Genomic DNA, 24559 nt, shown 5'->3' on the forward strand with positions numbered 1-24559 from the left:
ATTGGGTTTTTAAGAAGTTCGCTCATTGTTGTTTCGGGCCAAAGCCCGAAATATTACTTGAGTTTAGCAATATAATCAGCCAAAGCTTCGATGTCAGCATCGCTAAGATTTGCCACTTGACCTTTCATCAAAGCACCCATACCGTGTACGTTTCTCGTACCAGCTTTGTAGCCTTTGAGAGCTTCAACAGTCTTTTCTTTTGGCCAGCCTTTGATAACTTCAGATTTGCCAAGAGCTTTTTTCTCACCATTTGCACCATGACATCCAGCACATTTTTTATAAAGGGCTGCACCGTCAGCCGCCATAAGAGTAGTTGCAACTGCTGCTGCAAGAGTAAGTACTGCCAATTTTTTCATTATTGACTCCTTTTTGATAAAATTCACAAAATTATAAGTTAATTTTTCTTTATTAAAAATAAAAGGATGCTATTGCATAAAGCAGTTTTTCTCGATCGAGACGGTGTCATCAATGTAGATAAGGGTTATGTAGGTAATATTGAAAATTTTGAGTTTATCGATGGAGTTTTGGAGAGTTTGCGAAGACTCCAGCAAAGAGGTTTCAAGCTCATCATCATAACAAACCAATCAGGAATTGGAAGAGGCTATTATACGCTCAAAGATTTTCAAAAACTTACAAAATTTATGCTTCAAAATTTACGCGATGAAGGGATTACAATAGATGGAGTCTATTTTTGCCCCCACCATCCAGATGAGAAATGTAGCTGTCGCAAACCAGCTCCAGGTATGATAATGCAAGCAGCCAAAGAGCATGAGATCGATTTATCTTCTTCTTGGCTCATTGGTGATAAAATGAGTGATATAGAAGCAGCAAAAAATGCTGGTATACCAAATACGATATTATTGCAAAATAAAAGACTTATAGATGTAGTGCAGGAGATCGTGTGATAGATTTTAATAATAAGACAATTCTCATAACAGGTGGTGCAGGGTTTATTGGAAGTAATCTGGCTTTCTATTTTCAAGAGCATTTTCCTAAAGCCAAAGTAGTTGTATTTGATAAATTTAGGGATGAGAGTCGTTTTAGTAATGGGAATCTTACTAGTTTTGGACACTTTAAGAATCTTGTGGGATTTCGTGGTGAGATCATTAGCGGCGATATTACAAATCCACAAGATTTACAAAGACTGAGAGATTTTAAATTTGATTATATTTTCCATGAAGCAGCTATCAGTGATACTACGGTACAAAATCAAAAGCTCATGCTTCAAACAAATCTCAATGCTTTCAAGGATCTTCTCGATCTTGCCCTCGCCCACAAGGCAGCAATGATCTATGCAAGTAGTGGTGCAGTCTATGGAAAACTTCCAGCCCCCCACCGTGTAGGTACAGAGGCTCCAGCAAATATCTATGGATTTAGCAAATTAGCGATGGATCATTTGGCATATGATTATATGAAGAGAGTAGATATTCCCATAGTTGGTCTTCGTTACTTCAATGTTTATGGCCCAAGAGAGTATTACAAGGAAAAGACTGCATCGATGGTGTTGCAGTTTGGTTTGCAGCTTCTCAGCGGACAAAAGCCGCGACTTTTTGAAGGGAGTGATAAGATCAAACGCGATTTTATCTACATAGATGATGTAATCCAAGCGAATATAAAAGCTTGCAATCCAAAAAGAAGCGGTGTATACAATGTAGGCACAGGAATTGCTCGCAGTTTCAAAGATATTGTCGATATTTTGAGTCAAGAGCTAGAAATAGATGCAGAGTATGAATATATCCCAAATCCATTTAAAAAACAGTATCAGTTCTTTACACTTGCAGATATTGAACCCACAAGGGAGTATCTAGGCTATGAACCACAATTTAGCCTCGAAAAAGGCATAGAAGCAGATATTCCTTATATCAAGAAGATCTTTGAAGAGGAGATCGCTTGCTAAAAAGACTCCGCCAAGCAAATCCCAAAATTTTAGTCATTGGCGATCTCATGGTTGATCACTACCTCTTTGGAAGGTGTGAAAGAATCAGTCCAGAAGCTCCTGTGCAGGTAGTTGATGTGAAGGAGGAGAAGGATCTTTTAGGCGGTGCTGGAAATGTGGTCAACAACCTCTTGGCTCTTGGAGCAGAAGTGAGTGTAGCAGGGGTAGTAGGTGATGATGAAGCGGGAGAGTGGATAGCTAAGAGATTACAGAGCAAGGGAGTAGAGCATCTTTTACTACAAGAGGAGCGCCCAACTACCAAAAAGAGTAGAGTCTTAGCCGGTAACCAGCAGATACTGCGCATAGACCAAGAAGAGACAAAGCCAATTTCAAAGGATGCTCAGGAGAAAATTGTAGAGTTTGTAAAAGCTAGCAATGCAGACATAATTTTGCTCAGTGACTATGGCAAGGGAGTTTTGACCCCTTGGCTTATAGGTGAGCTTGTAAAGATAGGAAAGCCACTCTTTGCTGATCCAAAAGGAAAAGACTACTCCAAATACAAAGGTGTCACACTCCTCACTCCTAACAAAAAAGAGGCATCACTTGCTAGTGGTATCGACATTGAAGATGAAAAAACTCTCATGGAAGCTGGCAAGCGTATCAAAGAGATGGCTAATCTTCAAAGTCTCATCATCACTCTTTCTGAAGAGGGTATGGCAATTTTTGATAGAGGATTTAAAAAGATCCCAACATATGCCAAAGAGGTTTATGATGTGACGGGGGCTGGTGATACGGTGCTTGCGACTTTAGGCTATGGTGTGGCTGCTGGACTTGGTCTAGAAGAGGCAGCACATTTTGCCAATTTGGCAGCTGGAGTAGTTGTGGGCAAAGTGGGAGCCGCAACTGCTACACTTGAAGAGATTGAACGGTATGAGAAGAGTCTTAGAAGTGCAGACAGCGAAGAGTTTATTAAAAGCTTCGATGAGATTGCTTCGATCGCCAAAAGAGCAAAAGAGCAGGGCAAAAGAATAGTCTTTACAAATGGGTGCTTCGATATTCTCCATATAGGACATGTGAAATATTTGCAAAGAGCCAAAGAGCTCGGGGATATACTCATTGTAGGAGTTAATGCAGATGAGAGTGTTAAAAGACTTAAAGGTGCTGATAGACCTATCAATCCAGAGTTTGATCGTGCTTATATTCTTGCTACTTTGCAACCTGTCGATTATGTTGTGATCTTTCATGAAGATACACCCTACAATCTTATCAAGCTCATTGAGCCAGATATTTTAGTCAAAGGTGGTGACTATCACGGTAAAGAGGTAGTGGGGAGTGATATTGCCAAAGAGACTGTATTGATGGAGTTTGTAGATGGCAAGAGTACCACAAAAATCATAGAGAGGATCAAAGATGCTGCAAAAAATTGAAAAAGAGCTTCTTGAACACCAAAAGGCATTTGAGAGAGTATGGGAGGAGTTGCGATTTCATATATATACTGCAAGTGTGATCTGCATTGAAGCACTTAAAAACCAAAAAAAGATCATGCTTTGTGGCAATGGCGGGAGTGCAGCTGATGCACAGCACATTGCAGCCGAGCTTGTAGGAAGATTTAAAAATGAGCGAAGAGCATTGCCTGCAATTGCCCTCACTACCGATACTTCAGCGCTTACTGCCATTGCAAACGATTACGATTTTAGTGAAGTATTTAGCCGTCAAGTTGAAGCTTTGGCATATGCTGGTGATGTGCTTATAGCAATTTCAACTAGTGGCGAGAGCGAAAATGTGATCAAAGCAGTAGAAGCTGCGAAAATAAAGGGGTGTAAAATTATAGGACTCTTGGGCAAAGATGGAGGCATGCTCAAGGATATGTGTGATGCAGTGATGGTAGTACCAGTGTATGATACGGCTAGAATTCAGGAGATGCATATTCTCATAGGACATATTCTGTGTAGTTTGATTGATGAAAGTTTTTGATGCGAGAGAAGTTTGAGTATTGGCTAGCAAAATCGTTAATAGGCCTATCAAAAGTTCTGCCCAAAAAAGCGCTCTATGCTCTTTTCATTGGGCTTGCTGATATTCTCTATCTTGTCGACAAAAATCGCAGACAACTCACACAAGATAATCTCTTAAAAGCTGGGTATTCTAAAAATCTTGCACGCAAAAGTTATCATGAGATTGCAAAAACGCTGGCGGAAATTTTGCTCCTCTACACTGGCAGATTTGATTTTTCAACTATTGAAGGAGAGTTTACTCCAAAAATTGACAAACCAAAGATATTCATCACTGCGCACTTTGGGAATTGGGAGGCTTTGGCACACTATCTTGCACGCAATGGCTATCCGATGGTAGTAGTGGGCAGAGAAGGGAACAACAAACTTATAGAAAAAAACATCACCACCCATTTTCGCACAAAATATGGCAACAGACTTGTCTACAAAATTGGAGCTATGCGTAAACTCATCGTAGCTTTGAAAAACAGAGAAAATATTGGCCTCTTGATCGACCAAAAGGCTGGTAGAGATGGGATAGAGACAACATTTTTCAATCGAGTTTGTAAAACTGTGCCAACAGTTGCAATGCTAGCAAAAAAGTTCGATGTAGAGATAGTGCCGATATTTTTAGTGCGCACTTCCAAAGGATTTAAAATTATCCAAAAAGATTTTGCATGTAAAGAGTGTGATACGAAAGAGTTTACCCAAAAGCTTAATGATATTTTTGAAGAAGTAGTACGTATGTACCCAGAACAGTGGTTTTGGATGCACAATAGGTGGAGAGTGTGAAAATTCTCATTCTCAGTGATGGTAAAAAAGGACATGAAAACCAAGCAATTGCCTATGCAAAGCTCAAAAATGCTACTTATGTAATTAAGCAGATACGATTCAAAAGTAGATTTGCTAAAGCACTCTCATATCTGTTGGATTGGTTAAGAATCTATACTGATAAGCTTTTTGATGGTTTTGCGATAGAGTGTGATTTTGATGAGGTGGTAGGGGCCGGAAGCGGGGTATATTATGCTTTGAAAGTGGCAGCAAAAAAGTGTAAAAAAGATGCAATAGCACTCATGCAGCCAAAAGGATATCGAAAAAACTTTACCAAAATCTACGCTCCTTGGCACGATGGAGGAGATGTTCCTATAAACTTTTCTTTTAGTCAGTCTCAGGAGGTTTTTGCATGTAAAAAACCATGTGTAGCTTTGGTGGTAGGTGGACCAAATAGAATATTTTCGATGGATACCGATACAATCAAAAATATTGTCAACTTTATACAAAAGAGATTCCCGCATCATACAAAGGCATTGACCACATCGCCACGAACACCGCAAGAGATTGAAGAGTATCTGTCGCAAATTGATTTTGATTATAAGCTTATCTATTCGCAAAATCTGCTCAATCCTATAGGTGATTTTCTGGCTTGTTGTGAATATGTTTTTATCACAATCGATTCTACTTCTATGATTAGTGAAGCGGTGAGCAGTGGAAAAGCTTGTATAGAGGTGGTGCCATTGCCAGCTAAAAAAGCAAATAAATATGCGAAAATGGTAAAAATACTAGCACTAGAGGGATATGTACACATCTTTGATGGAAAGTTGGGAAAAGCTTGTAAAAAGATTGATCTGAGGAAATATCTATGAGGATTGTGCAGCTTCTACCAGAGCTCAATCAAGGTGGAGTTGAAAGAGGTGTGGTTGAATTGAGTCGTGAGCTTGTCAGGCGAGGGCACGAAAGTATTGTGATAAGCGCAGGTGGAAAACTGGTCAAACAGATTGAGGCTGATGGAGGAAGACATATACAGTTTGATGTAGCTAGCAAAAATATCTTCACCGTACCTTCTCGCATTGCAAAACTAAGAAAGATTTTTGCAAAAATCCAGCCAGATATCATTCATGTACGAAGTCGTGTTCCAGCATGGCTTAGTTTTTTTGCCAAAAATGCTCCATTTGTCACTACTGTGCATGGATTTAATAGCATCAATTTCTATAGCAAAATCATGACAAGAGGTGACCGCGTCATTTGCGTTAGCAATCCAGTCAAAGAGTATGTTGTAGAGCACTACAAAGTAGATGAGCAAAAGATTCGAGTCATTCATAGGGGTATCGATCTGGAACTTTTTAATCCTGCAAGTCTTGATAGAGAATTCATGGAAAAATTTAGCGCTAAATTTGATCTCGCTGGAAAATTTGTCATAACAACTGTTGGACGTATTACACAACTTAAAGATTATGAGACATTCATCGAAGCAGTAACAATTTTGCGTAAAAAAAGAAAAGATTTAAAAGCTCTCATTGTAGGAGGCGTGCATAAAGATAAGCAAGACTACTTTGCTTCTTTGCAGCAGTTGGTTGCACAAAAGGGCTTGGAAAAAATGATAGAGTTTTGCGGGTCGCAGAGTAAAATAGCAGAAATTTATGCGCTCAGTGATGTAGTAGTGAGTAGTTCCAAAAAACCTGAGAGTTTTGGTAGAAGCATTGCTGAAGCGATGGCTATGAATACTCCTGTGGTAGCACCTGCACATGGAGGTGCACTCGATATTTGCAAAGATGGCTATGGTGCGCTTTTTCTTCCAAGTGATGCACAAGACTTGGCACAAAAAATTGAGCAGGTAGAGCCAAAAGAGGGTATGCGCGACTATATCGCTCGCAATTTTTCTCTGCATCAGATGGTAGAGAAGACATTGGAAGTCTATAAGGAGCTTTGTTGAAGATTTTGCAGTTTATTGCAAGTTCTAAGTATGTAGGGGCTGAGAGGAGTTTTGTGGAGCTATGTAATGAGCTTGCAAAGCAAGAAGAGATAGTAGCTTTAGTGGTGAGAGGGTGCGAGTACAAAGAGAGGTTTTTTCCAAAAGTCGAAGTAATTGAACTGCATTCCAATCCCTCCAGATACAATCCATTTCTCTATCTAGAGATTGCAAAAATTATCAAAAAATTGCAGCCAGATATTGTCCATGCTCATTCTGCAAAAGCAACGCAGATTCTCTATCGATTGTGGAGATTTATGAAGTTTGCATTTGTAGCGACAAAAAGGAATACGAGAAAAGATAAGATCTTTCATAAAGTTCCATATCCTGTGACTGTCTCTAAGCAGGCCGCAAAGATTGTAGATAATCCCAATACTACAGTTATTTATGATGGCATAATACCTCATGAAGTTGCATGCAACAAAGAAGATATTTTTACTATACTCGCTATTGGAGCACTGCGACCAGTAAAGTGCTTTGACGATCTTATTGAGAGTGTAAGAGATCTTGATTTTCCATTCAAGCTTTGGATTGTTGGAGAGGGAGAAGAGAGAGAAAAATTAGAAAATCTCATCCAAAAATATGATCTTCAAGGAAAAGTAGAGCTTTTGGGATATAGAGAAGATACACCATGTTTGCAAAAACGTGCACATCTGCAAATCATTAACTCTGAGCGAGAGGGATTTGCAAGAGTATTGAAAGAGGGGCTATTTTATAGTGATGTAGTTATATCAACACCAGTGAGTGGATCGGTGGAGATATTGAGCAAAAAACTACTCTTTGCACATGGAGAAGCTGCTCAAAAGATTCAAGATATATATAACAATTATGAAGAGTATAAAAAAGAGTTTGCAAAAATTAAAGAGATGTATGCAAAAGATTTTTTGCTGCAAAAGAGTGCACAAAAATATCTCAATCTCTATAAGAGAGTACTGAGCAAGAAAGGCTAGTGCACATTTGCAAAAGGTGAAGGTTTAGAGCGGTATGAGAAGTAGATTTTTATAGATTTATAGAGATTAAAACTCATAATGAGAAGTTGCGTTGCAAAAAGTATAGCTGCACCATGCAGATCAATAAAGAGAAAGAGTAAAAAGTTTATATGCAAAAAGAGCTGCACAAATGCAGCTCTTTCATCTACCATCTCCTTCATTGTTGGCATATCAAAAAAACCGCGGCTACTGATATGAAACCAGCTCAGAAACGGAATAATTTTATAAAGCATGGCAAAGATTATTGAGCTAGCAAATCCAAAAAGATAGAATATTACCCCTTTTTCACTATCAAAAAGAGTGATCAATGGCAAAAGGAGAAGTGATACAAACCCGATATACCAATACGCGATACTTGGCTCTTGGATAGCGCGTTTGCGGTTTTTGATATTTTTGATCATCAGAAGTGCATAGAAAGCATAAGGAAGAGTAGTAATGAAAAGCATAGGTATGAAGAGTTTTGGTAAAAAGAGTACTACGATAGTAGTTAACAGTAATAAAAAAGCAGTTGCATAAACCAAAAAATAGCGTATTTTTTCATTGAGTTCATCTGTAACATAAAACATTGGTATGACCTGAAAACTCACTCCAATAATCAAAAGACCGATCCATCCAAACAGAGCAAAGAGAGCATGTATTTGTGGCAAAACTGCATCAAATCCATTATTGCTAGTAAGCTTTGCAAGCATTGTGATACCAAAGACAATCACTATGATAAAACTCAGAAGACTTAGTTGCATTGCTCTAACTGTTGGAGTAATGCGAGGTGATTGAAGGAGTTTCAAAAGTGTTGTACTACTAAAAAGACCGAGTGAAAAAGCTAGCGCTACAAGAGCGAATAAAAAAAGATTATATCCGTTGAATGAGAGAGAAAAAAACAGTACTCCCATCATAAAAGGAAGAAGAGTAATGAGTGCAAACTGTAGAGGTTTTTTAAAATAGACCCCAACTACGACAGGAAGCATCTGTTGCAACGCACCCATCATGATACTTGCAAAAAATCCAAGAGTAAAAAGATGGAGTGTTGCGATCGGGGAGGTATGAAAAAAGAGTGAAACCACTGCGATAAACCCGAACAAAACTCCTACTGTAAAAAACGCCAAAGGTCCCTCAAAGGGAGGAGCCTGATCAAGAGAGAGTCCTTTAAACACCTACTATCTCCATAACCCTCTTTTCATCTTGTGGATAGAAGTAGTAGATGTGATAGATATCACCCTCTTTTTTTACATGATAGGCTATGCCCATCGGTTTGAGACGATTAAAAAGATTGATCGGTTCTATGCGATGGATTTGATGGATAAAACTCTCTCCCTCAAGCATACTTTGTAGTTCACTCAAAACCATCTGCATAGGGGCAGGTGGTTCGAAATCGCGTGTATCTACGACGATCTCTCTCATCCTTGCACCTTTTGCATCTCCTCTAAAGTCTTCTCTTTATCAATTGGTAGCTGTTCAGCCATATTGTAAAGGATCTGCTCCTCTTTCATATTGTGCTGCTGTGTCATTATCATGAATGTCTCGCCAAATCCAAGTGCTTTATCACGATTCTTTGCCTCAATCGCTTCTCCAAGTTGATCTATGATGGAGCGAATTTGTGCATGCTCCATCTTCATGACATGAATAGGTCCTTCACCTCCGCCCATAAACTCTTCCATTTTTGGGAAAAGCACTTTCTCTTCCATTGCAAAATGTTTGAGCATCGCTTTTTTGAAAGGGACAAAGAGCTCGAGAGCTTTTTCAAAATCACCTTTGCTCAAGGCCTCTTCAAGAGGAGCATAAAGCGTATCGCAATCTCTATGGTCTTGTGTCATGAAATCTTTTATCATTTTTTATCCTTTAGTTGTATGAGTGCTACTCCATTTTTTTGAAAAAGTATAGCAAAATTGTCTAAATTTTTGAGTTGACTGCGTTTTGTAAAGACTATATCGCCAGGTTGCGGTTTTGTTTTTGGTGTGATTTGATGAAGATAGAAGCTAAAAGATGGAGTATTGATGCCATACATTTTGATAATTTTAAGTTTGTGTTTTTTGGCATAGAGTGCAGCCTCTTTGATTGGTGCTTCTGCTGCATCTGCATAGACTTTTGCGATAAATAGATTAAGAGAAATGAGTGTAATTATGCTAGCGATTATGATACCTTTTTCTTTTGTCATTTTAATAAGCCAAAAAAACAGAAGAAGAGCTAGTGCAAAGTAGACTTTATATATCCAGCCAAAATGGAGTCCTTGGACTATGAAGTATTCATAGCTTTGCGGCTTTATTGAGGCTAGTATCATGCCTTGGAAAAAAGGGAGTATAAAAAAGAGAAGATGAAAAAGAAAATATGGCAGATGGAGTAAAATTTTTGAGCGAATCGTGTGAAAATAGAGAGCCATGAGAATAAAGAGCGGAGTATAACCATAGACTACATAGTGTGGCAGTTTTGTGTGAGAGAATGAAAAAAATATAAATACAAAACAAAACCACAAGGCTAGATAGCGCTTGAGAGGTGTATCAAACCATTCTTTGATAAAAGTGAGGGTTTTGAGAAAGATTGATGTAAATGGAATGAGTCCAATGAGCAAAACAATTATGTAATAGTAGATAGGACCAGAGTGCCCCTCCATTCCTTTGCTTGCGAAGCGGCTGATGTTGTGCTTGAGCAAAAAGCCTTGGATAAACTTCTCTCCCTGATCAATGTACTCAACTACATACCAAGGCATTGCAATAAGTAAAAAAATAGCAATGCCTACCGGATTAAAAACTGATATGAACCAAAAACGCAAATTTTTGATGAGGAAGAGAAAAGTTACGACTAATGGTATGAGAATAGCTACCGGACCTTTTGTGAGCGTCCCTAGTCCAATAGCTGCGAAGGTAATATAGAGATATTTTTTCTTTTTCCTTTGGTAGTAGGTGTAAAAACTGAGCATCGAAAGGGCTATAAACATATTTAACAACGCATCTGCTATTGCAGCTTTTGCTATGATTGATATTTGTAATGATCCAGCCATAAAGAGTGTTGCTAAAAAAGCTATTTTTTCATCAAAATTTTTCTTGGTAAAGATATACATAAGCCATGCCCAAAGAGTCGCTGCTACAGCACTTGGTAGGCGCATAGCAAATTCATTGAGACCAAAAAGAGAAGCGCTCATGGCTTGGAGCCAGTAGATGAGGATCGGTTTATCAAAGCGAAGTTCACCGTTGAGATATGTGGTGATGAAATTATGAGAACTTAGCATCTCGCGCGTTGCTTCACTAAAAGCTCCCTCATCGAGATTGAAGAGTGGATAATAGCCAAGTGTTGCATAAAAACTCAAAAAGATAATAGCTATTAAAATAGCTCTATGCTGCTGTGCCATAGAGTCTCCTATACAGAACAATCGTGCTTAATACTCCAATAATAGCTCCAACAATAACATCACTAAGATAATGTTTGTCCAAAGCAATACGACTAAGACCTACCAAAAATGCCATAAAGAAAAAAAAGTAGCGATACTTTGGAAAGAGTAGTGCAAATGCAGTTGCGACTGCAAAGGCTGTTGTGGTATGTCCAGAAGGCATAGACCAAAAAGAGGCTTTGAATTTGAAAAACTCTGGTGTAGTAAGATTATGAGCAAGATAGAGTTTGGGACGAGGACGTCCTATAATTATCTTTATAATATCCGTGATTATCCCAGAGATTGCAACGCTTAAAAATATAAATAATGCTCCTTTTGCCAAGAGAGGTTTGCTTTTTTTATAAAGAATAAAGAGCAAAAGTGAGATGATGAGGTAGGGGGCAGAGTCGCCAAAGGCGGTAATAGCTTTGAAAATTTTGTGGTGATATGTATGAAAAAAGTCTGCTATCGTATAGTCAAAAAAGAATATACTCAGTATCGCAACAACAAGAGCAATAAGAGAGAGTCTATACTCCATAAAACTCTCTATACCATTTGATAAATTGTTCTATGCCATACTCTATGGGAGTAGATGGTTTGTAGCCAATATCTCGCTCAAGAGCTGTAGTATCTGCCCATGTAGCCGGTACGTCTCCTGGTTGGAGTGGAAGCATATTTTTCTTTGCCTCTTTTCCAAGTGTTTTTTCGATTGCTTTGATAAAATCCATGAGTTCAACCGGTGAGCCATTGCCAATATTGTAGACACGATAGGGAGCTTTTGAGCTTGCAGGATTTGGTCTGCGACCACTCCAGCAGTGATCTGCAGCAGGCGGAGTATCAATAACTCTTACTACTCCTTCTACAATATCATTTACATATGTAAAGTCTCTCTTCATCTTGCCATAGTTAAATACATCGATAGGCCTATCTTCTATAATCGCTTTGGTAAAGAGAAAGAGTGCCATATCGGGCCTTCCCCACGGTCCATAGACTGTAAAGAAGCGCAGGCCTGTGGTAGGGATATTGTAGAGGTGGCTATAGGTATGTGCCATGAGTTCATTGCTCTTTTTACTTGCAGCATAGAGACTGATAGGATGATCGACATTGTCTTCAACACTAAACGGCATGCGTTCATTAAGACCATAGACGCTTGAGCTTGAAGCATAGGCGAGATGTTCTACATCATTGTGGCGACAAGCTTCAAGAATATTGAGAAAACCGACGATATTGCTCTGTATATAGGCATCAGGATTGGTAAGAGAGTAGCGTACACCGGCTTGTGCAGCAAGGTTGCAGACATGTGAAGGTTTGTGCTCTTTGAATATTGCTTCTATGGCAGATTTGTCTTCCAAATCGACTCGATAAAAGATATGATTGGGATATTTTTTGCTTGTATAGCGCTTGGTAAAAGCAAAATCCTCTTCCTCAAAGCCAAGCTCTTTGAGACGTCCATATTTAATACGGGTGTCATAATAGTCATTGATATTGTCTATACCAATAACCTCATCACCGCGCTCTAAAAGCCTTTTTGCTAAGTGAAATCCGATAAATCCTGCAGTCCCTGTTACTAATACTTTTTTCATTTATTACCTTTCCATGCCTCATATTTACTTTTGTAGCGCAAAAATCCTTTATTTCCTGCAATATCTACACCGTTGACATAATACTCGCCGTTTTCGTTGGGGTTGATTATCTTGTATCCCATAACTTTTGCTACCATTTTACCAAATGTGTAGTGATTGATGATGTGAGAGAGATTGAGCTCTTTTGTCACTGAGACTGGGCAGGCTTTATTGTAATAGACAAGAAGAGGAACGATTGTATCTTCAAAACCCAGATATACGTGCCCATATTTTCCTCCTTCATCCTTCTCTCCCGTCATCTCTCCATGATCAGATGTGGCAAAAACCACTGTGCACTCTTTGAGGTTATCAGCTTTTTTGAAAATCTCATTATAAATATAGTCTGTATAGAGAATAGAGTCGAGATAAGAGTTGAGGATATATTCATGATACGGTTTTCCTCTGAAAGAATATTTATAAAATTGGGGCGGCGTATATTTCTCATAGGGACTATGGGAGTTTCTTTGGTGGAGCACTATAAAGTTGCTCTTATTAAAATCTACTTGATCAAGATACTCTACTAAAAGTTGATCATAACCTTTGTATACTTTTTTGTGATCAGTAAAATCGCCTAAAAGTCCTCCAATGATAAAGAGAGTTTGTGTAGTAATGTAATGTGTAATATACCCTTTTTGATGTGCAAGACGAATAAGGTTTGTGCTGTTGGTTATAAGAGGATCTGTATTTTGTGGCTCACGTTTGAGCGTGAAAAAAGTTGGGACAGATACATCTGTAGTCACCCCTGCACTTACTCCCCATGTATAGAGGAGCCTTCCACTTTTTGCCCACTCTTCTAAGTGGGGTGTGGTCTCTTTGGGATAGCCAAAAAGGCTCATCTTCTTTGCAGTTAGACTCTCGCCCATTATGAATATGATGTTTTTTGGAATGGTGACATTGTGTTCGACAATCTTATAAGGTTTGAAGTGGTGTTTCTTGTGATGGGCAAAAAGCTCTTTGCCAAGATACCACGAAAGAGCTACATAGGTGTTTTTGAATGAGAAGGATGTGGATTTTGGTAAGTAGACGTATGCTCGGGTTCTTTTATGTGCAGATATTGGTCCCATGAGTAGCAAAAGAGATAAAATGGCCCAACCATATGGAATACGCACAGTTTGAGTCTTTTTAAGGAAAAAGTAGAGGATAACTAGCTGTACTATAAAAACTATTAAAGGAATATAAGTATAACCTATAACATCACTGAGAGTATCAAGAATCTCTGCAACTTGGTCTATAAGTCCAACTTCATAAGGCATAATGTATGAGTGAAAGTAACTAAAATGAAAGAGTTGGGCAAAACTAAGAGTTGTTATAAAAATAGCAAAAGCGTAGCGGAGCCAAAATTTTTCTATGCCAAGAATCAAGAAAGAGATGAGAAGTAAAGCTGCAAGCTCTTTTATTACAGAGAGATGCCAATAAAAGTAGTTGTGATTGATAACCATAAAAATAAAATCTGGAAGCAAAAAAATAAAACTCAGTAGCATAGAGTTGAAGAGATGGAAGCCGAGTTTTTTTAACATTGAACTAATCCTTGATAGAGTATAATCTTTCTTAAAAGGAGATGTATGATCTGTATTTTTGATTGTGAAACTATACCAGATGTTACTTTAATACGCAAAACCTTCGATATGGAAGGTGATGACCTGCAGATTAGTCAGCAAGCTCTAGAGAAACATAATGCTCTTCATGGCACCTCTTTTCTACCCCATCCCTATCATCAAGTAGTAGCAATTAGTGCAGTTTTCGCAGACGATTATGGCAAATTTATAAAAGTTGGCACATTTCCAGGTGGGAGTGAAAAGGAGATTATTGAAGGATTTCTTGCCTACCTTGACAGCAAAAATCCCAAACTTGTCTCTTTTAACGGACGCAATTTCGATATACCTATGCTTTTGCTACGAGCTATGAAGTATAATCTTTCCTGTCCAGCATATTTCGAGCAAGATAATCAAATGCTTAATAAAACAAAATGGGAAAACTATCGCTCGCGCTATTCTGAGCAGTTTCATCTCGATCTTTTAGATGTTTTGAGTAACTATGGAGCTGCAAGAGGTCTCAAGCTCGATACACTCTGTCAAATGATGGGAATACCTGGCAAATTTGATGTAAGTGGTGATCAAGTAATGTCTTTATACCATGCGGGAGAAATTGAAAAGATCAATGAGTATTGCGAAAGCGATGTGCTCAATACCTATCTGCTCTATCTTAAATATGAGCTTCTCAAAGGTAATTTGACTCTCGATGACTACTACAATATATTATTGCATATATTACAAAATCTTCCGCAAGAGCGCGGTTACTATGAGACATTTAAACAATTTCTTGTAAAGGAAACAGATGGTCGTAACAGAGATTGAACAGTTTGCCGAGATACGGACGCGTGCGAGAGCATATCTGTGTTTTTTGCTCCAGCGTTATATTCCCAACTATGTACCAGATCCGAATTTGGACAATATTGTCAATGCTTTGAAGATCTTAAAAAAAGAGCTTCCTCAAGCAGAAGCATTTTATGTATTGGACAAGACCGGTACCCAGATTATCGATGCAATTTCTAATAATCCAGAATATAGAAAAGGTAAGGGTATCAATCGTAGTATGCGTGCTTACTATTACCGTGCTGTAAGGGAGAAACGTTGTGTGTTAACTGATCCTTATCCATCACTTCTTTCGCATGAGCTCACTGTAACAGCTTCTTATCCTGTTTATAATGAAAAGAAACAACTCGTTTTTATAATTTGTGTAGATGTTTCTCTTCGATCAATTCTGAAAATGTTTCACCCAAGCTCCATAGATTCAATATTTGGTCATTTTACAAAATACACCTATGCGCTTTTTACTTTTGCTTTACTCTTAGTAGCTATTTTACTTTTTGTCAAAGGGCTCATGAGTGTGATGGTTAAAGGATTTGAACTTTACAATTTAGATATAAAAGAGATCTTTGAGTCAACAATTTTGATTACTCTTTCACTTGCGATTTTTGATCTTGTAAAGACACTTTTTGAAGAGGAAGTATTAGGCTATCATAAAAAAAGAGAGGCTCATGATATTCATAAAACGATGATTAGATTTTTGGGTTCAATCGTTATAGCACTCTCAATTGAAGCATTGATGCTCGTTTTCAAGTTTGCTATAATCGGTCCCGAAAAAATTGTATATGCAGTCTATTTGGTTGGAGCTGTAACGCTACTGCTTTTTGGACTCTCATTCTATCTCAAGTCGATAGGGCAAAGAGAAGAGGAAGAATGAAAATAGCTATAATTGATTATAATATGGGGAATCTACGCAGTGTGCGCAATGCTTGTGAAAAGATCGGCGCAGATGCCACAATAGAGCGTGATGCTGCAAAAATCAAACAGTATGACAAGCTCATACTTCCAGGTGTTGGAGCATTTGGTGATGCGATGGAGCACTTGCGAAGCAGTGGATTATTGGAGGCAATCAAAGAGTTTGCCAACAGTGGTAAGCCGGTGCTTGGAATATGCCTCGGGATGCAGCTTCTTTTTCAAAAGAGCTACGAGTTTGGTGAGCATGAGGGGATAGGGCTTATTGAAGGAGAGGTAGTACCATTTGATACGTCACGTTTCCCGTACAGACTCAAAGTCCCTCATATGGGATGGAATGAGCTTTTTGTCCAAAAAGAGACGCCTCTTTTTCAGAGTCTCCCAAAAGCCTTCTATCTCTATTTTGTCCATAGCTATCATGTAGTATGCAATGATGAGTATGCCATAGGAAAGACGCTTTATGGATATGAGTTTGTGAGTGCTGTGCAAAAAGAGAACATCTTTGGTCTTCAACCACATCCAGAGAAGAGTCACAATAGTGGCCTAAAAATTTTACAAAATTTCATGGAGTTGTAGATGGATATTATTCCAGCGATTGATCTTAAAGATGGCAAAGCTGTAAGACTTACAAAAGGACTCATGGAGAGCGCGAAGATCTACAGTGATGAGCCATGGCAATTAGCGAAGCGTTTTGAAGAGCTTGGTGCCAAATGGCTCCATGTGGTAGATCTCAATGGCGCTTTTGCAGGTGAGCCGAAAAATCTCGAGCAGATTGAAAAGATTCGCAAAAACACAAATCTCTTCATTGAACTTGGAGGAGGGATCAGAGATGAAGAGACAATAAAGCGCTATATGGATCTTGGTATAAATAGACTTATTTTGGGATCTATTGCAGTCAAAGATCCAGACTTTGTCAAGGAGATGGCTGCAAAATATCCCATTGCTGTCGGGATCGATGCAATTGATGGATATGTTGCGGTAGAGGGGTGGGCACAGACAAGCAGTATGAAAGCGACAGACTTGGCAAAAGAGTTTGCAAAAAGTGGCGTAGAGGCAATCATATGCACTGATGTTGGCAAAGATGGGACTTTGAGTGGTGTGAATGTGAACTTTACCCTCTCAATTGCAAAAGCGAGCGGAGTACCTACAATAGCAAGTGGAGGGCTCAAAGATATAGAAGATATCAAAGCTCTCCTTAAAGCCAAGCATATAGCTGGAGTCATTGTGGGCAAAGCCTTCTATGAGGGTACGCTTGGTCTGTCAGAGGCTTTTGAAATAGCAAGGATGCTTTGATGCAAGAGTTCTACTACGAAGTGCACATAACTCCATCGAGCCACAAAGAGGAGATAGAGAGCTTTTTGATGGATTATTTCTATAACGGTATCGAGGAGCAAGGTGATACGCTCATTTTGCGCAGCGAAGAGCCTCTTGATAGTGTTATAGCAAAATTGCAAGAGTATGTCGATGCATTACAAGAGATATTTGATGAAAAAATCGATGTAAAAATTGAGCAAGAGAGAAAGCGTAATGAAGATTGGATCGAAAAGTACAAACGATCGATTTTGCCTGTAGAAGTAGAGGATTTTTATATCTATCCTAGTTGGTTTGAAGCCAAAGAGGGAAAAATCAATATCCAAATAGACCCGGCTCTCGCATTTGGAAGCGGGCATCATGAGACTACCAGGGGATGCCTCAAAGCGATCAAAAAATATTGCAAACCCGGCATGGAAGTTTTAGATGTTGGAACAGGTAGTGGGATTTTGGCAATTGCAGCTAACAAATTAGGAGCAACTGTAGAGATATGTGATACAGATGAACTAGCTATTGCAGAGGCACGCAAAAACTTTTCCTTAAATAAAGCTAAATTCCAAGATGCATGGGTTGGGTCAGCCTCTTTGGCTCAAAAAAAGTATGATATAGTAATAGCCAACATTGTAGCTGATGTTTTGCGCTTTATTGCAAATGATCTTAAAAATACTTGTAAAGAGGGAGGAGTTTTTATACTCTCTGGAATTATTAACAAATTTCGCTACGATGTCATACGCAGATTCAATCTCCCAATTATTGAAGAGATAGCAGATGGAGATTGGATAACATTAATTTTAGAAAATAGGGGAGAGAATGGCAGATAAGAATAAAAAGCCTCAAAACGATAACTTTTTCAATCGCAACCCACTTTTGACATTTGCGATTTTTTCAGTTGTTTTGATTTTGCTTTTTAAAACATTGCTAGAGCCTGCAAACAATATGGGGCAAGGGGCAAAACAGCATATGCTTGGTGCTCCTATTCAAAAGACAAAAGAGGTGAGTTATAGTGAACTCAAAAAGCTTATTGAACAAGGTAAAGTCAAGTATGTTGCAATTGGACAAAAGGTTATCAAAGCAATAGCTAATGAGGGTGGTTACAAAGTTATCTACTTTGCCAATCGCGTACCTGGAGACAATACACTCATCCCGCTTTTGGAAAAATATCATGTAGATTACGGTGGTTTCCATGAAAACACTTGGCTCAGTGAGATGCTTTTTGGTTGGATCATCCCTATTCTCATATTTTTTGCGATCTGGATGTTTTTGGCAAGTCGTATGCAAAAGAGCATGGGTAGTGGCATTCTTGGCATGGGGAGTGCCAAAAAACTCATCAACTCTGAGCGTCCAAAGGTAAAATTTAGCGATGTGGCAGGTGTGGAAGAGGCAAAAGAGGAAGTTAAAGAGATCGTAGACTTTCTCAAACATCCACAGCGCTATATTCGCTTGGGAGCTAAAATTCCAAAGGGTGTGCTCCTTGTAGGGCCTCCAGGAACAGGGAAGACACTTTTGGCAAAAGCTGTTGCAGGTGAAGCGGATGTACCATTTTTCGCGGTGAGTGGAAGTAGTTTCATCGAGATGTTTGTGGGTGTGGGCGCTGCACGTGTGCGCGATCTTTTTGAACAAGCAAAAAAAGAGGCTCCAAGTATTATCTTTATCGATGAGATCGATGCAATCGGAAAGAGTCGTGCTGCAAGTGGTCCAATCGGTGGCAATGATGAACGAGAGCAGACCCTCAATCAGCTTCTAGCAGAGATGGATGGATTTGATAGTTCTGAATCTCCTGTCATAGTACTTGCTGCAACCAACCGTCCGGAGGTTTTAGACCCAGCACTCTTGCGACCAGGACGATTTGATAGAACTGTTGTTGTGGATAAACCAGATTTTGAAGGTCGTCTTGCAATTCTCAAAGTCCATGTGAAGCATATCAAACTAGCACCAAATGTAGACCTACGTGAAATTGCAAAACTTACCGCTGGACTTGCTGGTGCAGATTTAGCAAATATTGTCAACGAAGCAGCACTTTTGGCTGGACGTAAGAATAAAGAGCAGGTAGAACAAGAGGATCTTCTCGAAGCAGTAGAGAGAGCAATTGCAGGACTAGAGAAGAAGAGTCGCCGCATCAGTCCAGAAGAGAAAAGAATAGTAGCATACCATGAAAGTGGGCACGCTCTCATAGCTGAGACCACTCCGGGAGCGAAAAAAGTAACGAAGGTCTCCATTATTCCTCGTGGACTTGCGGCTCTTGGTTATACACTTAATGCTCCAGAAGAGAATAAGTATCTTATGAAAAAGAGTGAGCTTGTGGCTGAGATAGATACACTCTTGGGAGGCCGTGCAGCTGAAGAGGTATTTATCGGTGAGATTACCACTGGTGCAGCAAATGACCTCGAGCGCGCTACTGATATCGTCAAAGCGATGATTAGTATGTATGGAATGAGTGATGTAGCAGGTCTCATGGTATTGGAGAAGCAAAGGAATGTCTTTCTTGGCGGAGGCATGCAGCCAGTGAAAGAGTATAGTGAGAAACTTGCTGAAGAGATCGATGAGTTTATCAAAAAGTTTTTAGAGAGTCGCTACGAAATTGTCAAAAATCGCCTCAAAGAGTATGCTCCTGCAATTGAGCAGATGGTAAAGGTCCTCTTTGAAAAAGAGGTAATTGAGGGTAAAGAGGTAAGAGAAATTATCAAAAAGTTTGAAGAAGAAACAGGCAAAAAATCGCTTCTTGTCGAAGAAAATGGCGATGATATTCATAAAGCTATGGAAGAGGCAAAGAAGAAGAGTGAAGAGGAAGAAAAAGGGGAGTAGTGGAGAAGCCATCTTTTGATATTCGCTATGTTTTTCCAAACTTTTTTACTGCTTTGAGTGCCTTTCTTGGCGTAATAAGTATTATCGCTTCAATCAAAGGCGAATTTGAAAAGGCAGCATGGCTCATCTTCATCTCTCTTATCCTTGATGGACTTGATGGAAGGGTTGCACGACTTACAAATGCTACGAGTAAGTTTGGTGTAGAGTTTGACTCACTCGCTGATATCGTAGCGTTTGGTGTGGCTCCTGCGATTTTGCTCTACCAAACTATAGGTCACAATTATGGAAAATTTGGCTCTATTGTTGCAGCACTCTTTGTAGTTTTTGGAGCTATTCGTTTAGCGCGCTTCAATGTAATGGCTCCATCGAGTGAGCCTAGCATATTTGTGGGAATCCCTATTCCGACTGCAGCGGTTTTTGTCTCAAGCTGGATACTTCTTTATGATAAATATCAGTTGCGTGGATATGGTATGTTGATTTTGCTTGCTAGTCTAACTGTTGCATTTTTGATGGTAAGCAATATCCGCTACCCAAGTTTTAAAAAAATAGATATTAAAAGACATCAAGTATTCAAAATTCTCATTCTCATGGTAGCGATCGTTGCGATACTCTATCTCTTTCCTATCGAATCTCTTACGCTTCTTATTACACTCTATATCCTCTCAGGCATTGTACGTGCTCTATACTATATTTACAAATTTCGCTATAATAGAGGAAAAAAATTATCCAAGGAAAATAATGAGTGAAATTGGAGTAATGAAAGCGATCAAATATCTTCCAAAAATCGAGATAAAAAACCTCCTCCTGCACTAATTGCAAACTCTTCCAAAAACTCGTTACAATTTCACAAACTAAAGGATAGAAGATGGCAGATATTGTAAAGATATTTGATACAACTTTGCGTGATGGCGAGCAAAGTCCTGGTGCTTCGATGAATACAGAAGAAAAAATACAGATAGCAAAACAGCTTGAAAAGCTTGGTGTCGATATCATAGAAGCTGGTTTTGCAGCGGCAAGTCCAGGAGACTTCGAAGCGATTAGAAAGATTAGTGAAGCGGTACAAAAGAGCACTATCTGCTCACTTGCACGAGCTCTTGAAAAAGATATCAAGGCAGCAGGTGAAGCGGTTGCTCCTGCACAGCATAAACGTATCCATACATTCATAGCTACAAGTCCTATTCATATGAAGTATAAGCTCCGCATGGAACCAAATGAAGTATTAAAAAGAGCCGTTGCAGCGGTAGAGTATGCGAGAACATTTGTAGATGATGTAGAGTTTAGTTGTGAGGATGCAGGGCGCAGTGAGATGAGCTTTTTGAAAGAGATTATTGATGCAGTCATAAAAGCTGGAGCTAAAACTATCAATATTCCAGATACTGTAGGATATCGCTTTCCTCATGAGATGGGTGAGATGATCAAAGAGCTCAAAGAGTTTATAGGTGAGAGAGCAGTAATATCAGTCCACTGCCACAATGATCTTGGCCTTGCTGTTGCAAATTCACTCTATAGTGTACTCAATGGTGCTAGACAAGTAGAGTGTACTATCAATGGTCTTGGTGAGCGAGCAGGAAATGCAGCATTGGAAGAGATCGTGATGGCAATCAAGGTGCGCAAAGATATCTTTGGCGATATCGATACGAATATCAATACCAAAGAGATCTATCCTACAAGTCGTCTTGTAGCGGCAATTACAGGGATTGAACCACAGCCAAACAAAGCGATCGTTGGTAAAAATGCTTTTGCACATGAGAGCGGTATCCACCAAGATGGAGTACTCAAGCATCAAGAGACTTATGAGATTATGAGAGCTGAGGATATAGGTCTTGATCGCAATGCTATTGTGCTTGGCAAACACTCAGGCCGCCACGCTTTTAAAAAGCGCATTCAAGAGCTTGGATTTACCTTGAGTGAAGAGGAGATCAATAAAGCTTTTGAGCGCTTCAAGGTGCTTGCAGATAAGAAGAAAGAGATTACAGATGATGATATTCGCGTGCTTATTACCAATGAGATAGCAAGCGCTCCTGAGGTCTATAAACTTAAGAAACTACAAATTAATGACTGTAGCGAGGGTGTACCAAGTGCGGCAGTGACGATCGAGCATGAAGGCAAAGAGATTACCGATGCTGGTATTGGCGATGGGACAATCGATGCAATCTTTAAGACAATCGATCGCATCAGTGGCTTCAAAGGTACACTCAATGATTATCAAGTAACTGCAGTAAGCAAAGGCAAAGATGCTCTTGCCAAAGTTGTGGTTAAAGTGGTCTTTGAGGAGAATAAACCTGCAGTGATTGGACATGGTTTGAGTATCGATACGATGATAGCAAGCGCAAAAGCCTATGTGAGTGCACTCAATAGTTATCTCTCGATGAGAGAGTTTTTGCATGATAAAAGAGGGGAGGAGATCTAATCTTCCTCTCTTTGGCTAATAATCCAGTGGAAATAGAGATCCATTATAAAAAATGGTGTGAAAATACTGATAATTGGTATGAAATTAAGAAGGGCGGCTACAAGGGAGGCTGAGATGAAGTATATTTTGTGCTCTTTGAGTCTATGGAAATCTTCTTTGCTACAAAGCATAGAGCATACACCTACAAAGGCTGATTCTTTATAGAGCCATGCCCACAAAAACCATACGGCCAAAAAGTTTGCAATCGGAATGAAGAGAACAGGTAAAATAAGGAATGAAGCGACAAAAAACCACAAAACTCCCTGGTAGAGCTTGCTATATGTAAAAACTGCTGAAATGTGAGAAGAGCGTTTTAGTTCCATATCCCCTAAATGTTTCTCCATTAATGCCTTAATGAAAGGCTCTCTGAAAGTAAAAATAACTAAATATTCACTAATCAAAAAAAGATTGTAAAAGATATAAAAAGCCAAAAGCCATGCAATACCTTTTGCCACAGTATCAAAAGGCAAAAGTGTTAAGAGGTGTGCTATCTCTTTGCTCAACCACGGCCAGTTATAGAGGATAACTCCTGACCAAAAGATTGAGAGTATAAAAATAATAAAAAAGTTTATAGCCTCAAAACTGCTCTCCTTTTTGCCTCCCAGTAAAAATCCGCTAAAGAGTCCTACAAAAAGTGCATAGCTAATGAGTACTGCACTAAACCATATAAAAAATGAGATAATAAAAGCTCCATTTGCTCTCACAATAGAAAAGGGTATCCAGCTAATTATCCAGCTAGTGAACTCTACCATAGGTTCCCATAGTAGATAGCCTATACCGAGCCAGATGAGAAAGAGGGGGACTCCAGTGAGAAGTGCAAGTTTGATGATGTCGAGACTGAGCATGTCTCGGACAGATTTTATGATGAATTTATTAATATGCAAGGCAGACTCCTATAAGTAAGATTCTAGAGCTTTTGGTATTTCTATATTTCCATCTTTTGTCTGGTAGTTTTCCATAATCGCAATAAGTGTGCGACCAACTGCGAGGCCTGAGCCATTGAGGGTATGAACAAGCTGATTTTTTTTACCATCTTTATAGCGAATTTTTGCACGTCTGGCTTGAAAATCGCGTGTGTTGGAGATGGAGCTTATCTCTCTATATTTGCCTTGCCCTGGAAGCCATACTTCAAGGTCAATAGTTTTTGCCGCACTAAATCCAAGATCTCCCGTACAAAGCATCACATGGCGATGGGGTAGACCAAGTTTTGTGAGCAGCTCACTGGCACACGCTACCATCTCTTCAAGCATTGCATCGCTTTGATCTGGCCTCGTGATTGCTACAAGTTCTACTTTGTCAAACTGATGCTGGCGTATCATACCTCGTACATCACGTCCACCACTTCCTGCTTCTTTACGAAAGCATGGTGTATAGGCAGTGAGTTTGATAGGCTTGGAGAGATCTTTTATAATTTCATCACGATAAAGATTTGTCAGTGGTACTTCAGCAGTAGGAATCATATAGAGATCTTCATCGCATATCTTAAAGAGATCATCTTCAAATTTTGGCAACTGCCCAGTTCCTAGGAGTGTAGCACTATTTGCCATAAACGGCACACACACCTCTTCAAAACCATAGCTTGCATTGTGATCAAGCATGAAATTAATAAGAGCTCTCTCGAGTTTTGCAGCTTCATTTTTAAGAACACTGAAGCGGCTTTTAGCGAGTTTAACACCTCTTTCAAAATCGATCCACCCGAGCTTTTCTCCAAGTTCCCAGTGTTCTTTTGGTTCAAAATCAAACTCTTTTGGTTCTAAAACTGTTTTAATAACAACATTATCATCTTCACTCTCACCAACTGGTACATCAGGGTCTGGAGGATTGGGAATTTGTAAAGCTAGGTTTGCGAGTTTTTCATCGATTTGGCGGACTATATCTTGCAGTGCAGCTATTTTTGCTTTATTCTCTTCTAGTTCACTTTTGAGCTCATTAATATCTTTGCCTTCTCTTTTATACTCTCCAAAAAGTTTTGAGAGGCTATTTTGTTTGGCTTGGAGATCTTCGAGGGAGCGTTTATGTTTTTTATACTCTTCAAAAAGGATGCGCAGCTCCTCTAAAATCTTCTCATCCACTCCCTTGGTCTGGAGTCTCTTTGTTATTACATCAAAATTTTTTTCCAGTGCACGTAGATCTATCAAAA

The 24559-nt window shown here is 39.3% G+C and carries 26 protein-coding genes; 16 read left to right on the plus strand and 10 right to left on the minus strand.

Features of this window, described 5'->3' with window-relative positions; genetic code table 11:
• Positions 1–53: 53 nt before the first annotated feature.
• On the minus strand, positions 54–356 hold the full coding sequence (locus JG734_RS02585) for a c-type cytochrome (protein WP_201333475.1): 303 nt from the start codon (positions 354–356) through the stop codon (positions 54–56).
• 72 nt (positions 357–428) lie between these two features.
• Between JG734_RS02585 and gmhB the strand changes: the two genes are divergently transcribed.
• Genes gmhB through JG734_RS02625 form a run of 8 tightly spaced genes read left to right on the plus strand, consistent with a single transcriptional unit; the run spans position 429 to position 7560 of the window.
• Positions 429–905: a D-glycero-beta-D-manno-heptose 1,7-bisphosphate 7-phosphatase gene (gmhB, locus tag JG734_RS02590; protein WP_236587012.1), complete on the plus strand. Its 477-nt coding sequence runs from the start codon at positions 429–431 to the stop codon at positions 903–905.
• On the plus strand, positions 905–1897 hold the full coding sequence (gene rfaD, locus JG734_RS02595) for an ADP-glyceromanno-heptose 6-epimerase (protein ID WP_370583630.1): 993 nt from the start codon (positions 905–907) through the stop codon (positions 1895–1897). Before gmhB ends, rfaD begins: the two co-directional genes overlap by 1 nt.
• A complete protein-coding gene (gene rfaE1, locus JG734_RS02600) occupies positions 1891–3303 on the plus strand; it encodes a D-glycero-beta-D-manno-heptose-7-phosphate kinase (RefSeq protein ID WP_236587013.1) in 1413 nt (470 codons plus the stop codon). The genes rfaD and rfaE1 overlap by 7 nt, the downstream gene beginning before the upstream one ends.
• Positions 3287–3850, plus strand: a complete 564-nt coding sequence (gene gmhA / locus JG734_RS02605) for a D-sedoheptulose 7-phosphate isomerase (protein WP_201333478.1) — start codon at positions 3287–3289, stop codon at positions 3848–3850. The genes rfaE1 and gmhA overlap by 17 nt, the downstream gene beginning before the upstream one ends.
• The gene (locus JG734_RS02610) at positions 3850–4656 is read left to right on the plus strand and encodes a lysophospholipid acyltransferase family protein (RefSeq protein ID WP_201333479.1); all 807 of its coding nucleotides are present in this window, start codon (positions 3850–3852) and stop codon (positions 4654–4656) included. Before gmhA ends, JG734_RS02610 begins: the two co-directional genes overlap by 1 nt.
• Complete coding sequence (locus JG734_RS02615; protein ID WP_201333480.1) at positions 4653–5507, plus strand: ELM1/GtrOC1 family putative glycosyltransferase; 855 nt, start codon at positions 4653–4655, stop codon at positions 5505–5507. Before JG734_RS02610 ends, JG734_RS02615 begins: the two co-directional genes overlap by 4 nt.
• The gene (locus JG734_RS02620) at positions 5504–6574 is read left to right on the plus strand and encodes a glycosyltransferase family 4 protein (RefSeq protein ID WP_201333481.1); all 1071 of its coding nucleotides are present in this window, start codon (positions 5504–5506) and stop codon (positions 6572–6574) included. Before JG734_RS02615 ends, JG734_RS02620 begins: the two co-directional genes overlap by 4 nt.
• The gene (locus tag JG734_RS02625; RefSeq protein WP_201333482.1) at positions 6571–7560 is read left to right on the plus strand and encodes a glycosyltransferase; all 990 of its coding nucleotides are present in this window, start codon (positions 6571–6573) and stop codon (positions 7558–7560) included. The genes JG734_RS02620 and JG734_RS02625 overlap by 4 nt, the downstream gene beginning before the upstream one ends.
• On the opposite strand, the gene JG734_RS02630 is transcribed toward JG734_RS02625, so the two are convergent.
• The 7 genes from JG734_RS02630 to JG734_RS02660 are packed head-to-tail and all read right to left on the minus strand — an operon-like array spanning position 7557 to position 14096.
• A complete protein-coding gene (locus JG734_RS02630) occupies positions 7557–8750 on the minus strand; it encodes a hypothetical protein (RefSeq protein WP_201333483.1) in 1194 nt (397 codons plus the stop codon). The genes JG734_RS02625 and JG734_RS02630 overlap by 4 nt on opposite strands.
• Positions 8743–8997, minus strand: a complete 255-nt coding sequence (locus tag JG734_RS02635; protein WP_201333484.1) for a DUF2249 domain-containing protein — start codon at positions 8995–8997, stop codon at positions 8743–8745. Before JG734_RS02635 ends, JG734_RS02630 begins: the two co-directional genes overlap by 8 nt.
• Entirely contained in the window at positions 8994–9425 is a 432-nt protein-coding gene (locus JG734_RS02640; protein WP_201333485.1) for a hemerythrin domain-containing protein, read from the minus strand. The genes JG734_RS02635 and JG734_RS02640 overlap by 4 nt, the downstream gene beginning before the upstream one ends.
• Entirely contained in the window at positions 9422–10939 is a 1518-nt protein-coding gene (locus JG734_RS02645; RefSeq protein ID WP_201333486.1) for a glycosyltransferase family 39 protein, read from the minus strand. Before JG734_RS02645 ends, JG734_RS02640 begins: the two co-directional genes overlap by 4 nt.
• Positions 10923–11495 carry a phosphatase PAP2 family protein gene (locus JG734_RS02650; protein ID WP_201333487.1) on the minus strand — a complete coding sequence of 191 codons (573 nt, stop codon included), beginning with the start codon at positions 11493–11495 and terminating at the stop codon, positions 10923–10925. The genes JG734_RS02645 and JG734_RS02650 overlap by 17 nt, the downstream gene beginning before the upstream one ends.
• A complete protein-coding gene (locus JG734_RS02655) occupies positions 11485–12540 on the minus strand; it encodes an NAD-dependent epimerase (protein WP_201333488.1) in 1056 nt (351 codons plus the stop codon). The genes JG734_RS02650 and JG734_RS02655 overlap by 11 nt, the downstream gene beginning before the upstream one ends.
• A complete protein-coding gene (locus JG734_RS02660) occupies positions 12537–14096 on the minus strand; it encodes a phosphoethanolamine transferase (protein ID WP_201333489.1) in 1560 nt (519 codons plus the stop codon). The genes JG734_RS02655 and JG734_RS02660 overlap by 4 nt, the downstream gene beginning before the upstream one ends.
• 45 nt (positions 14097–14141) lie before the next feature.
• Between JG734_RS02660 and JG734_RS02665 the strand changes: the two genes are divergently transcribed.
• From JG734_RS02665 to JG734_RS02700, 8 genes are all read left to right on the plus strand, one after another.
• The gene (locus JG734_RS02665) at positions 14142–14933 is read left to right on the plus strand and encodes a 3'-5' exonuclease (protein WP_201333490.1); all 792 of its coding nucleotides are present in this window, start codon (positions 14142–14144) and stop codon (positions 14931–14933) included.
• Complete coding sequence (locus JG734_RS02670; protein WP_201333491.1) at positions 14914–15822, plus strand: PDC sensor domain-containing protein; 909 nt, start codon at positions 14914–14916, stop codon at positions 15820–15822. Before JG734_RS02665 ends, JG734_RS02670 begins: the two co-directional genes overlap by 20 nt.
• The gene (gene hisH / locus JG734_RS02675) at positions 15819–16433 is read left to right on the plus strand and encodes an imidazole glycerol phosphate synthase subunit HisH (RefSeq protein ID WP_201333492.1); all 615 of its coding nucleotides are present in this window, start codon (positions 15819–15821) and stop codon (positions 16431–16433) included. The genes JG734_RS02670 and hisH overlap by 4 nt, the downstream gene beginning before the upstream one ends.
• Complete coding sequence (hisA, locus tag JG734_RS02680) at positions 16434–17150, plus strand: 1-(5-phosphoribosyl)-5-[(5-phosphoribosylamino)methylideneamino]imidazole-4-carboxamide isomerase (protein ID WP_201333493.1); 717 nt, start codon at positions 16434–16436, stop codon at positions 17148–17150.
• Positions 17150–17989, plus strand: coding sequence for a 50S ribosomal protein L11 methyltransferase (locus tag JG734_RS02685; RefSeq protein WP_201333494.1), 840 nt, complete (start codon positions 17150–17152; stop codon positions 17987–17989). Before hisA ends, JG734_RS02685 begins: the two co-directional genes overlap by 1 nt.
• Complete coding sequence (gene ftsH / locus JG734_RS02690) at positions 17967–19970, plus strand: ATP-dependent zinc metalloprotease FtsH (RefSeq protein ID WP_370583631.1); 2004 nt, start codon at positions 17967–17969, stop codon at positions 19968–19970. Before JG734_RS02685 ends, ftsH begins: the two co-directional genes overlap by 23 nt.
• Complete coding sequence (gene pssA, locus JG734_RS02695) at positions 19970–20716, plus strand: CDP-diacylglycerol--serine O-phosphatidyltransferase (protein WP_201333496.1); 747 nt, start codon at positions 19970–19972, stop codon at positions 20714–20716. The genes ftsH and pssA overlap by 1 nt, the downstream gene beginning before the upstream one ends.
• Before the next feature lie 119 nt (positions 20717–20835).
• Positions 20836–22380 (plus strand): 2-isopropylmalate synthase, encoded by a 1545-nt coding sequence (locus tag JG734_RS02700; protein ID WP_201333497.1) that lies wholly within the window; start codon positions 20836–20838, stop codon positions 22378–22380.
• Here the strand turns inward: JG734_RS02700 and JG734_RS02705 are convergent.
• Together JG734_RS02705 and serS are read right to left on the minus strand one after the other, a co-directional pair.
• Positions 22377–23303 carry an EI24 domain-containing protein gene (locus JG734_RS02705; RefSeq protein ID WP_201333498.1) on the minus strand — a complete coding sequence of 309 codons (927 nt, stop codon included), beginning with the start codon at positions 23301–23303 and terminating at the stop codon, positions 22377–22379. The two genes, JG734_RS02700 and JG734_RS02705, sit on opposite strands and share 4 nt — an antisense overlap.
• 9 nt (positions 23304–23312) lie before the next feature.
• Positions 23313–24557: a serine--tRNA ligase gene (serS, locus tag JG734_RS02710; protein ID WP_201333499.1), complete on the minus strand. Its 1245-nt coding sequence runs from the start codon at positions 24555–24557 to the stop codon at positions 23313–23315.
• Between the last annotated feature and the right edge of the window lie 2 nt (positions 24558–24559).

The organism is Nitratiruptor sp. YY09-18 (assembly GCF_016593235.1).
Taxonomy (GTDB): Bacteria; Campylobacterota; Campylobacteria; order Campylobacterales; family Nitratiruptoraceae; genus Nitratiruptor.

Coding starts and splice junctions, on each gene's coding strand:
- JG734_RS02585 (WP_201333475.1), bottom strand. CDS start 356: ATGAAAAAATTGGCAGTACTTACTCTTGCAGCAGCAGTTGCAACTACT.
- gmhA (WP_201333478.1), top strand. CDS start 3,287: ATGCTGCAAAAAATTGAAAAAGAGCTTCTTGAACACCAAAAGGCATTT.
- JG734_RS02610 (WP_201333479.1), top strand. CDS start 3,850: ATGCGAGAGAAGTTTGAGTATTGGCTAGCAAAATCGTTAATAGGCCTA.
- JG734_RS02620 (WP_201333481.1), top strand. CDS start 5,504: ATGAGGATTGTGCAGCTTCTACCAGAGCTCAATCAAGGTGGAGTTGAA.
- JG734_RS02635 (WP_201333484.1), bottom strand. CDS start 8,997: ATGAGAGAGATCGTCGTAGATACACGCGATTTCGAACCACCTGCCCCT.
- JG734_RS02640 (WP_201333485.1), bottom strand. CDS start 9,425: ATGATAAAAGATTTCATGACACAAGACCATAGAGATTGCGATACGCTT.
- JG734_RS02645 (WP_201333486.1), bottom strand. CDS start 10,939: ATGGCACAGCAGCATAGAGCTATTTTAATAGCTATTATCTTTTTGAGT.
- JG734_RS02650 (WP_201333487.1), bottom strand. CDS start 11,495: ATGGAGTATAGACTCTCTCTTATTGCTCTTGTTGTTGCGATACTGAGT.
- JG734_RS02655 (WP_201333488.1), bottom strand. CDS start 12,540: ATGAAAAAAGTATTAGTAACAGGGACTGCAGGATTTATCGGATTTCAC.
- JG734_RS02660 (WP_201333489.1), bottom strand. CDS start 14,096: ATGTTAAAAAAACTCGGCTTCCATCTCTTCAACTCTATGCTACTGAGT.
- JG734_RS02665 (WP_201333490.1), top strand. CDS start 14,142: ATGATCTGTATTTTTGATTGTGAAACTATACCAGATGTTACTTTAATA.
- JG734_RS02670 (WP_201333491.1), top strand. CDS start 14,914: ATGGTCGTAACAGAGATTGAACAGTTTGCCGAGATACGGACGCGTGCG.
- hisH (WP_201333492.1), top strand. CDS start 15,819: ATGAAAATAGCTATAATTGATTATAATATGGGGAATCTACGCAGTGTG.
- hisA (WP_201333493.1), top strand. CDS start 16,434: ATGGATATTATTCCAGCGATTGATCTTAAAGATGGCAAAGCTGTAAGA.
- JG734_RS02685 (WP_201333494.1), top strand. CDS start 17,150: ATGCAAGAGTTCTACTACGAAGTGCACATAACTCCATCGAGCCACAAA.
- JG734_RS02700 (WP_201333497.1), top strand. CDS start 20,836: ATGGCAGATATTGTAAAGATATTTGATACAACTTTGCGTGATGGCGAG.